The organism is Gordonia otitidis NBRC 100426, assembly GCF_000248075.1.
Lineage (GTDB): Bacteria > Actinomycetota > Actinomycetes > Mycobacteriales > Mycobacteriaceae > Gordonia > Gordonia otitidis.
Genome location: NZ_BAFB01000042.1, coordinates 19,238 through 29,036, shown reverse-complemented (window position 1 = coordinate 29,036; position 9,799 = coordinate 19,238). Strand labels below are relative to the sequence as shown.

10 protein-coding genes are annotated in these 9,799 nt (G+C 66.9%); 8 read left to right on the top strand and 2 right to left on the bottom strand.

Annotation, left to right across the window (positions count from 1 at the left end; translation table 11 throughout):
- Positions 1-155 (bottom strand): FAD-dependent oxidoreductase (locus GOOTI_RS24965; RefSeq protein ID WP_138985158.1); only part of this gene is annotated, 155 nt, incomplete at its 3' end.
- On the bottom strand, positions 152-832 hold the full coding sequence (locus tag GOOTI_RS04445; RefSeq protein ID WP_007237378.1) for a GNAT family N-acetyltransferase: 681 nt from the start codon (positions 830-832) through the stop codon (positions 152-154). The genes GOOTI_RS04445 and GOOTI_RS24965, both read right to left, overlap by 4 nt.
- A 317-nt stretch (positions 833-1,149) precedes the next feature.
- On the opposite strand from GOOTI_RS04445, the gene GOOTI_RS04440 reads away from it, so the two are divergent.
- From GOOTI_RS04440 to GOOTI_RS04405, 8 genes are all read left to right on the top strand, one after another.
- Positions 1,150-1,659: an SAV_6107 family HEPN domain-containing protein gene (locus GOOTI_RS04440; protein ID WP_233425423.1), complete on the top strand. Its 510-nt coding sequence runs from the start codon at positions 1,150-1,152 to the stop codon at positions 1,657-1,659.
- 214 nt (positions 1,660-1,873) lie between these two features.
- Positions 1,874-2,275, top strand: coding sequence for an SCO2097 family morphological protein (locus tag GOOTI_RS04435; protein ID WP_007237376.1), 402 nt, complete (start codon positions 1,874-1,876; stop codon positions 2,273-2,275).
- Positions 2,276-2,869: 594 nt separating this feature from the next.
- Positions 2,870-3,313 carry a division/cell wall cluster transcriptional repressor MraZ gene (gene mraZ / locus GOOTI_RS04430; protein ID WP_007237375.1) on the top strand — a complete coding sequence of 148 codons (444 nt, stop codon included), beginning with the start codon at positions 2,870-2,872 and terminating at the stop codon, positions 3,311-3,313.
- A 246-nt stretch (positions 3,314-3,559) separates the two neighbouring features.
- Positions 3,560-4,555 carry a 16S rRNA (cytosine(1402)-N(4))-methyltransferase RsmH gene (rsmH, locus tag GOOTI_RS04425; protein WP_007237374.1) on the top strand — a complete coding sequence of 332 codons (996 nt, stop codon included), beginning with the start codon at positions 3,560-3,562 and terminating at the stop codon, positions 4,553-4,555.
- Complete coding sequence (gene ftsL / locus GOOTI_RS04420) at positions 4,552-5,496, top strand: cell division protein FtsL (protein ID WP_007237373.1); 945 nt, start codon at positions 4,552-4,554, stop codon at positions 5,494-5,496. The genes rsmH and ftsL overlap by 4 nt, the downstream gene beginning before the upstream one ends.
- A gap of 21 nt (positions 5,497-5,517) precedes the next feature.
- Positions 5,518-7,479 (top strand): peptidoglycan D,D-transpeptidase FtsI family protein, encoded by a 1,962-nt coding sequence (locus GOOTI_RS04415; protein ID WP_007237372.1) that lies wholly within the window; start codon positions 5,518-5,520, stop codon positions 7,477-7,479.
- A 182-nt stretch (positions 7,480-7,661) separates the two neighbouring features.
- A complete protein-coding gene (locus GOOTI_RS04410; protein ID WP_039993373.1) occupies positions 7,662-9,275 on the top strand; it encodes a UDP-N-acetylmuramoyl-L-alanyl-D-glutamate--2,6-diaminopimelate ligase in 1,614 nt (537 codons plus the stop codon).
- Entirely contained in the window at positions 9,272-9,775 is a 504-nt protein-coding gene (locus GOOTI_RS04405) for a hypothetical protein (protein ID WP_007237370.1), read from the top strand. Before GOOTI_RS04410 ends, GOOTI_RS04405 begins: the two co-directional genes overlap by 4 nt.
- The last annotated feature ends 24 nt before the right edge of the window (positions 9,776-9,799 follow it).

Sequence of the window (9,799 nt, the reverse complement as noted above, 5' to 3'; positions counted from 1 at the left end):
ACCTCGTCGCGTTCGACGACGAGAACCGAACGTCCCGCTCGGGCGAGGTAGGCAGCAGCGATCAGTCCGTTGTGTCCCGCCCCCACGACGACGGCGTCATGCCGGGGCGGATGGTTGCCGCCGCCTCCGAGACCTGCGTGCCGTCGCCGACTCACCGCGCGGCCGGCGGCAGGGTCGTGTCGACGATCGGTCTCGGCGCGGCATCGAGGGGCAGGCTCCGCCCGAGGAAGGCGAACGGTCGGGGATCGCCTGTGAAGGTGAAATTGCGCAGGATGTCGTCGAAGCCCATTCTCCGGTAGAGCGACCACGCACGGTTGCGTTCCTCAGGTATCTCCGGGGTGGAGAGCAGGACGTGGTCCTCGGGTCGGTCGGTCAGCAACGCGGAGAGCAACCATTCGCCGATCCCGTGGCCCTGCGCTGTCGGATGAACGTGTAGTTCGGTGAGTTCGAAATAGTCGGTGGCGATGGTGTCGATCGTCTCCCGGTTACACCCGGACAGCCGCAGACCCGTGCGGAGTTGGTGATTCCACCACTGATCGTCGGCGCCGCGATAGCCGTAGGCGATGCCGACCATGATCTCGTCTCCCGCGGGGGAGACCGGGGGTCGGATCCTCCGACGCTCCGCCTCGGGGTCGAGGCGTCGATCGGGGGCGACGGCCGTCAGTGCGGCGTAGGCCGTCCACCCGTGTCGGGCGATGTGCTCGCGCCAGAGTGCGACCCTGTGGTGCTCGGTACCGCGCGGGTAGTCCATCGCGGTCACGTAGACGTTCAGGGCAGCGTCGAGCCAGACCGGGCAGTCCTGCCCGGACAGTCGAACGAGGCGGGTCGCCAACTGGCTCGTCGTCCTTCCTCCCGCACCCCGCGGGCACACCGGGCGCCGGCCGCGGCCGAGCCGGGGAATGTCGGTACCGACTTCTACGCTGCTGTTGTCGGAAATGGGCCACATCTCTCTTGAAGAGTGTCGCCCCACTAGCTATATTGAATATGTCGAACGGGTGTTCGATGAACGTGCCTCCGCAAGCCGTTCTCATCGCCCCCGACAGTTCGGGTGGTCCGGCGGTGGACGAGGGAAGCGTGCATCGCCGGACCGCACCGTGGAGATGAAGACCGTGGAGACCGTGGAGATGAAGGGAGCGCGACATGGCAGGTATGGAGCCGATGCGACGCGGCAACCGGCATGCGCCGCATGGCGCAGTGATGCGCCCCGAGATCGATCCGGTCGTCGTGGTCCGTGCGCGTGACCTTCTCGAGCGTGCCGAGATCCTCACCGAGAACGCCGACGGCGTGCCAGATGACGCCGAACGCTTCCGTCAGTACTACCTGGCAGCGCTCCGTGCGGCAGGCGCGGCGCTCGCGGTGTACGAACCGCCGGTCAGGAGAGCGTCCCGACGTGTCTCGCCGAACGCCTGGTCACGAATCTCGTCAGCGGTTCCCGAGCTCGCCGAGTTCGCTACGGCCTTTGCCGGGATGTCGACCGTTCGTATGGAGATCGAATCCGGTTTACGACGCCGCGTCGACGCCTCGGTGGTCACAGGTCTCCGGTCGCGGCTGCTCGTGTTCCTCGACGCTGTCGAAGACATCGTCGTGGCGTATGAGCAGGGGAAGCTCGCACATCAGGCACCCGCTCGGTCCGATTACGGCTACGACCACATCGCCTGAGGCCGTGCCTCGACGCAATCCTTCGTCACACCGATCAAGGCGTCGCGCGCTGTTGTCGGCCGTGATATGTCACCTTCGGGTGGTTATGGTGGTCGCGCTCGCGATCACCTCGTATCATGGAAGACGTAAGCCGCGAACACATGTCACGAGACTGGCGTCCGCGGTCGCCACGATCTCGTTGATGTGTGAATCGGCAACGTAGTAAGGAGGGTCGGTGCCACTCTCGGAGCACGAGCAGCGCATGCTCGAACAAATCGAAAGTGCTCTGTACGCCGAGGACCCGAAGTTTGCGTCCAGCGTCGAGCGTCGTCGGCTGGGCCGGTCGTCGGGTCGCCGTCGTTTGCAGGCGGCGGCCATTTTCGTCGTCGGTCTGGTGCTGCTCATCGTCGGACCCCTGGTCGGTCTGAGTATCGCCGGGCTCCCCGTCGTCAGCCTCATCGGCTTCCTCGTGATGTTCGGGGCGGGACTATTCGCGCTCTGGGGCGGAGGTAGGTCGACGCCGAGCGAGTCCGCACCCCAGTCAGGCAAGGGTGGCAACACTCGTCCCTCCGGAAACAAGCGCAAGTTCACCGAGCGCATGGAAGACCGGTTCAACCGCCGCTTCGAGCAGGAGTGACCCCGGGCGCGCGATGATCGCGCGTACCGAGTCCGCGCCGTAGCCCCGCGGCGCCGCGCCCCGTTCCCAGCGATACCCGCTATTCCCCAGTGACTCACCATCCCTAGCGCACTAGCGCTGGTCACTTCACCACGGCAGGGCCGCACATCCACATGATGTGCGGCCCTGCCGTCGTCTGTGCGCTCGTCCTCCTCCCGGTCGGTCTGGTTACTTCTGGGCATGGCCGCATCGCACCCGCTGCGCGCCCCACCGTGTCTCCCCACATCGCCCCACCGTGTCTCCCCGGTGCGCGCCCACCGTGTCTCCCCACATCGCCCCACCGTGTCTCCCCACATCGCCCCACCTGGCCGTGAAAACTTCCCTCACCAGTCACAGTGATGTCTTTTCGTCCCTTCTGGACACGTGAATCGCCACGTGCGACACGGTCGGTTGTATTCATTCAACCACGGGAATTCTCGGCGTTGACCTGCGGAAAGTGCTGCGGGTAGGACGATCAGAGGGCGATGTTGGTGGAAAGTGGTGGAAAGTGGGGTACTGTGGCAGCACTGGGTGAGACGGACCGGAACGGATCGCTCAGGGGCAGGAGGTGTCGACATGTCGTCTGTGCGATTCGTCGGCACCTACACGCCGAAGCTGGATGACAAGGGGCGACTGACGTTGCCCGCCAAGTTCCGCGACGCACTGGCAGGAGGCGTGATGGTCACCAAAGGCCAGGACCACAGCCTGTCGGTGTTCCGTGCCGAGGAGTTCGACGAGATCGCCGCCAGAATCGTGGAGGCATCCCGCAACGACCCACAGGCGCGGGCCTTCCAGCGCTACTTCTTCGCCAGTACCGAAGAGCAGCGTCCGGATGGGCAGGGTCGGATCAGCTTGTCTCCCGACCATCGGGAGTACGCGGAGCTGACCAAGGAGTGTGTGGTGTTCGGCAGTTTCGATCACCTCGAGATCTGGGACGCACAGAAGTGGCGTGAATACCAGAGCGAGCACGAGGAGAACTTCTCGGCAGCCAACTCGGCCGCACTGAACGCGGTCTTGTAGCCGAGGGGTTGGCGAACGATGGACAGGGCTTCGGGTGGATCGAGGCCCCGGTCCGGAACGACCCTGGCGTACTTCCCCAACGCCAGGTGCGTCCCCGGACCGGGACCCCGCTTCACCCGACGACTCCCTCCTCGCCACGGTCATCACGGCATGCGTCGACCCGCAGCCGTGTCAGGAATTCGAGATGAGTGCACGTGCCCGCTACGGGTAGGGGTGTGCACACAGCACGGTCCGAGAGGTGATTCGGTGAATGCGTCGCACGACGACGAGCGTCGTTCCGGACAGTTCGGCCACGTACCCGTCATGGCTCGCCGCATCACCGAACTCCTCGCGCCGGCACTGACGCGGCCCGGCGTCGAGAACCCCGTTGTCGTCGATGCCACGCTCGGTGCGGGTGGACACAGCGAACTGATGCTCACCGAATTCGACAGTGCGCGGGTCGTCGGAATCGACCGCGACGAGTCGGCGCTGGACATCGCGCGCGACAGGTTGGCGCGCTTCGGCGACCGGATCTCGTTCCACCAATCGAGGTTCGACGGCATCGACGGGGTGCTCGCCGCCGCAGGAGTCGATCACATCGACGCGGCCCTGTTCGACCTCGGCGTCTCGTCGATGCAGCTCGACCGTGCCGACCGCGGGTTCGCATACGCCGTCGATGCCCCCCTCGACATGCGGATGAATCCGGATGACGAACTCACCGCAGCGGACGTACTCAACACCTACTCACACGGCGATCTCGCGCGCGTGCTGTCCGAATACGGAGAGGAACGCTTCGCCGGGAAGATCGCTTCTGCGGTGCTGCGCGCACGGGAGAGTGAACCGTTCACGACAAGTGGACGACTCGTCGAATTGCTGTACGCCACAATCCCTGCCGCCACGCGACGGACCGGGGGACATCCGGCGAAACGCACTTTTCAGGCCCTGCGCATCGAGGTGAATCACGAACTCGACGCCTTGCGACTTGCCTTGCCCGCTGCTCTCGACGCCCTCGCTGTCGGTGGTCGTGTGGTCGTCATGAGCTATCAGTCGCTCGAGGATCGGATCGTCAAGCGCGAGTTCGCCGCACGCACACGGTCGACGTCGCCGCCCGGTCTGCCGGTCGAATTACCCGGTACCGCACCCGTTTTCAGGCTCGTGACGCGTGGTGCCGAGCAAGCGGGCGAGGCGGAACTCGCCGAGAACCCGCGGTCCGCCCCCGTACGGGTCCGCGCCATCGAACGTGTCGAGAGGAATCGGTCATGACAGTGCTCGACGATCGCGCCGTCGTTGACGGTGCGCACGCGGACACCAGTACGCCGACGCGGCGTCCACGTCGGGAGAACCTCGAGACACAGCGCCCCAACCGCTCACGAGCAGCCCAACGCGCGATCGAGCGGCGTCGCAATCGTGTTGCGGCAGAGAGTGTCGCCTCCGACCGTGGCGCCCCCCGCGGACAGGTGCCACGGCGCTCGTTGTTCACTCGCGCGCGGTCGGTGCCCTTCGTGGTTCCGGTCCTCGCGCTGCTCGTCGTCGGGCTGGGGTTGAGTCTGTGGTTGTCGACGAGGGCCGCGCAGGATTCGTATCGACTCGGGATCGAGCGCAAGACCAACCAGGCGTTGCTCGATCGACGCGACAGCCTCAAACGCAGCTACGAATCAGGTGACTCCGCACCCGAATTGTCCGACAAGGCAGCAAAACTGGGGATGATCCCGGTGCAGAACCCCGCACGCATGGTGATCGGCGCGAACGGCAAACCGAAGGTACTCGGCGACCCCGAACCCGCATCGGGCAAACCGATCGGGACGATCAATCCCGACGACAAGCCCGACCCCACCAGCAAGATCGACAAGAGCAAGGTCAGCGACTCGATGGGTCTGGGCGGTGACTCGTCGACAGGCCAGAACTCGAACTCGGCGGGACAGTCTCCCGACGCGACGGATTCGGGTGCCGCCGATCAGTCCTCGGCTTCCCCGTCGCCGGGTTCTCCTGCGCCGAATTCGCCAGCGCCGAGCGAGAATACGGCGCCGAACCAGAACACGGCGCCGAACCAGAACACGACTGCCGATCGGAACGCCGACGCGCCCGGTGCGCCATCAGGGTTGAATCCCAACGTGGCTCCCTCGGGTTCCGCACCGTCGGTCGCGGGTCGATCGGCACCGACGAATGGCAACCCGCCGAGCGCAAATTCCGCGGGTGCCCGTTAGGGCAGTGGACAATTGACAACCATGACACGCGCCAGTTTCCAGCGGATCGGTGAGCGTTTCGACCCGCCCGCTGCGCAGCCCCGGTCCCGACGACGCGGCACACCCGCAGGGGCTTCCGGGGGCTCGGGGAACGGCGGCTCCGGCGGCGGTGGTCGCTGGGGTCGCGGCGGTGGGGGTCGCGGGCCGCGCACCTTCGAATTCCGTAGTCGTGCTGTGGGACTCGTGATCATCCTGGTCGTGCTCGCCGTCGCGGTCCGAATGATCGTGGTGCACACCATCGAGGCGTCGTCGATTTCGGCGGAGGCTGCGCAGCAACGCGAGTACACCCAGGTGCTCACCGCGAAACGCGGAGCGATCCTCGACCGCAACGGACGCCCGCTCGCCTACACCGACGAAGCGCGCTCCCTGACGTTCCTGCCGAAGGCCGTTCGCAAGTCGATCGAGGCCGAGCACAAGAAGAACCCCGAGTATCCCGACGTCGACAAGCGACTCAAGGAGATTGCCGACGGCGTGTCGTCGGCGCTCGGCGGATCGATCAGCTCCGACGACCTCCACAAGAAGCTGACGAGCGACGACGGGTTCGTCTATCTCGCGCGCTCGGTGAGTCCGGAGGTCGCGGCGCGGATCGTCGCCGACTATCCGGAGGTCGGCGCCGATCCGCAGGCCATCCGGCTCTACCCGGGCGGCTCCCTGGCCGCCAACGTCGTCGGCGACGTCAACTACGACGGCAACGGACTGATCGGCCTCGAGGCGTCGATGGATTCGGTACTCGCCGGAACCGACGGTTCGAAGACCTACGACCGGGGTTCCGACGGCGCGGTGATCCCGGGCAGTACGCGCAACGTGCATCCGGCGATCAACGGCGCCACCGTGAAACTGACGCTCGACTCCGACATCCAGTGGTTCGTGCAGAGCGAGGTGAACAAGGCCAAGCAGGCGTCCGGCGCGAAGTCGGCGTCGGCTGTAGTACTAGACGCCAAGTCCGGCGAGGTCCTTGCCATGGCCAACGACGGCACCTTCAACGCCTCCAAGCCGCTGTCGGACCAGACCAAGGCAGACCTGGGCAATCCGGCGGTCACCTCGCCGTTCGAGCCGGGCTCGGTGAACAAGATCATTACAGCGTCTGCCGCCCTCGAGTACGGGCTGACAAGGCCCGACGAGGTACTTCAGGTGCCGGGCAGCATCAACATGGCCGGCGTCACCGTCAACGACGCCTGGTCGCACGGTGTCGAGCCGTACACGACAGCCGGAATCTTCAGCAAGTCGTCGAACGTCGGAACCCTGATGCTGGCCAAGCGCGTCGGCGAACAACGATTCGCCGACATGGTCAAGCGATTCGGACTCGGACAGCGCACCGGCGTCGGCCTCCCCGCAGAGAGCGGTGGTGCGGTGCCGGCGTTGAGTCAGTGGTCGGGTGGTTCGTTCGCCAACCTGCCCATCGGACAGGGACTGTCGATGTCGCTGCTGCAGATGACGGCGATGTACCAGACGATCGCCAACGACGGGCTCCGTGTCCCCCCTCGGATTCTGGAATCGGAACAGCGCGACGGTGGCGACGTCGAGGACGCCGATCGGCCCGCGGGTGTCCGTGTCGTGAGCCCGCAGACCGCGCACACGGTGCGCGACATGTTCCGCGGAGTCTTCCAGGAGGACCCGATGGGTGTGCAGTCGGGCACCGGCTACAAGGGAGCGGTCTCCGGCTATCAACTCTCCGGTAAGACCGGCACCGCACAGCAGGTGGACCCGTCGTGTGGGTGCTACTCGAATTCGAGCTACAACATCACCTTCGCGGGGATCGCACCCGCCGACAATCCGCAGTTCGTGGTGGGCATCATGCTCGACAATCCCAAGCGCAGCTCCGACGGCAGCGGTGGGCAGTCGGCGGCGCCGTTGTTCGCCTCGATCGCCTCGTGGATACTGCAGCGTCAGCAGGTTCCGCTGTCGCCGACGCCCACACCGTGGATCACGCTCGAGGCCCACTGAGCCAGCGGTGACGTGCACCGATATTCTGTTGGCCGGATTTGTCAATGGCACCGACCGTCGAGAATTGCCCTGACGGTATCGTGAGTGCGTTCCGGCGCTGCACATCCGCGCCCACCCGGGTTCGAGCCGCACGGGCCCGAACACGCGACACCGAAACCACTGCTGAGGGAGGCGATCGCATCATGGCGTCGACTCGCCGGTCCGCAGGTCTGAACAGACCCGAACACGTCGAGCCCACCGCTGTTGCCGTTCTCTCGACGGCCACTGGGGCGCGGCTCGATCTCATCGGGACTGTGGGTGCCGACGCCGCGGTCTCCGGTGTCTCGCTGCGCGCGCAGGACATCGCCGAGGGTGACCTGTTCGCCGCGCTTCCTGGGGGTCGCACCCATGGCGCTCGATTCGCGGCTGAGGCGGTGGAGCGCGGGGCGACGGCGATTCTCACCGATGCGGCCGGTCGCGCCGAACTCACGCGCGTGCTCCCGCCCGATGCGGCGTGCGCGGTCCTCGTCCACGCCGACCCCCGATCGGTACTCGGAGGCGTCAGCGCCCGCATCTACGGCAATCCCTCGCAACGACTCAAACTCATCGGGATCACCGGCACCTCCGGCAAGACGACGACCGCCTATATGGTCGAGGCGGCGATGATGGCCGCAGGCCACACCGTCGGCCTCATCGGCACGGTCGAGACCCGCGTCGACGGCGTGGCGCGGGCGAGTTCGCTGACCACACCGGAGGCTCCGACTCTGCAGGCGCTGCTGGCCGTGATGCTCGAGCAGGGCGTCGACGTCGTCGTCATGGAGGTGTCGAGTCATGCGCTGGCGCTCGGCCGTGTCGACGGAGCCCACTTCTCCCTCGGAGCATTCACCAACCTGTCGCAGGACCACCTCGACTTCCACCCGACCATGCACGACTACTTCGAAGCCAAGGCGCAGCTGTTCGCGCAGGGGTCGTCGACGCGCGCTGTGCGGTCGGTCATCTGCGTCGACGACGAGTGGGGCAGGCGGATGCTCGACGTCGCCCGCCGAGGCGACACCATCGCGCCACTGACGGTCTCCACCACCGACGTTCCCGCAGACTGGCACGCCGGGCCGTCGACCATCGGTTCCGACGGCTCTCAGCGGGTGCAGGTCACCGACGCCGCGGGCATCGCACATGAGCTCACCGTCGGACTCCCGGGTCGCTACAACGTCGCCAACGCGACACTCGCCGTCGCGGTCGCCGTAGCCGCCGGCGCGCCGGTCACGACAGCGACGTCGGCGATTGCCGAGGTGTCGGTCCCCGGCAGACTGCAGCGCATCGACCGGGGTCAGGACTTCCTCGCCATCGTCGACTACGCGCACAAACCGGGCGCACTCGAAGCGGTGCTGGCGACGCTCGACGAGCAGTCGCGTGGCCGGATCGCGGTGGTCATCGGCGCCGGTGGGGACAGGGACAGTGCCAAGCGGCCCCTGATGGGGGAGGTGGCCGCGCGCCGTGCCGATCTCGTCGTGGTCACCGACGACAACCCGCGTACCGAGGATCCCGCAGCCATCCGTGCCGCCGTGCTCGCCGGCGCGCACGCGGTTCCCGACGCCGCGCGGCGACCCGGCGTCGAGATCGTCGAGATCGGCGACCGCCGCGCCGCCATCGACTCGGCGATCGCGTGGGCGCAGCCCGGCGACGTCGTGCTCGTCGCGGGCAAGGGGCACGAAGCGGGTCAGGAGATCGACGGCGTGAAGCATCCATTCGACGACAGGGTCGTCGTTGCCGAGGCGCTTGCAGGCGTCCTCGAGAACACCTCGGGGGCGGGTCGGTGAGCGCGGGTGAGCGCGGTACCGACGACGTCGCCACCGATGCGACCGCACGTCAGGTGATCCTCGTGCCCGCCGACATCGACGCCGTCTCGCGCGCCATTCGCGACCTCGTCACCCGGGCGCGCGACGTCGAACCCCGGGTGCGCACCTGGGCGATCATCGGCGATCTGGCCACCGGCGACGGTCTGAGCGAGAACGACAGCGTCGTCGAACACGACAGGGTGGGCCGACTCGCGGTCAGACTCGCCGTCGACAAGACGCTGTGTGTCGGACAGTCGCGCGCCGTCCGGGCGCTGCACCAGGGAGCAGTGATGGAGGGCTCCTGGGGTGACGAGGCGAGGCTGGTCGCGACCGTCGACGACGCGGCTGCGACACTCGCCGATGACGAGTGGCGCCCAGCCCCCGACGACATGGTGCTCGTAGCGGGCACGGACCCGGCGCTGGCCGACGTGGCAGCGGGGTTGGGGGAACGACGAGCGACGAACGAGGAGAGCGGCGAGTGACGGTCGGGCGAACTGAGGGAGGGA

Coding starts and splice junctions, on each gene's coding strand:
- GOOTI_RS04440 (WP_233425423.1), top strand. CDS start 1,150: ATGGAGCCGATGCGACGCGGCAACCGGCATGCGCCGCATGGCGCAGTG.
- mraZ (WP_007237375.1), top strand. CDS start 2,870: ATGTCGTCTGTGCGATTCGTCGGCACCTACACGCCGAAGCTGGATGAC.
- ftsL (WP_007237373.1), top strand. CDS start 4,552: ATGACAGTGCTCGACGATCGCGCCGTCGTTGACGGTGCGCACGCGGAC.
- GOOTI_RS04415 (WP_007237372.1), top strand. CDS start 5,518: ATGACACGCGCCAGTTTCCAGCGGATCGGTGAGCGTTTCGACCCGCCC.
- GOOTI_RS04410 (WP_039993373.1), top strand. CDS start 7,662: ATGGCGTCGACTCGCCGGTCCGCAGGTCTGAACAGACCCGAACACGTC.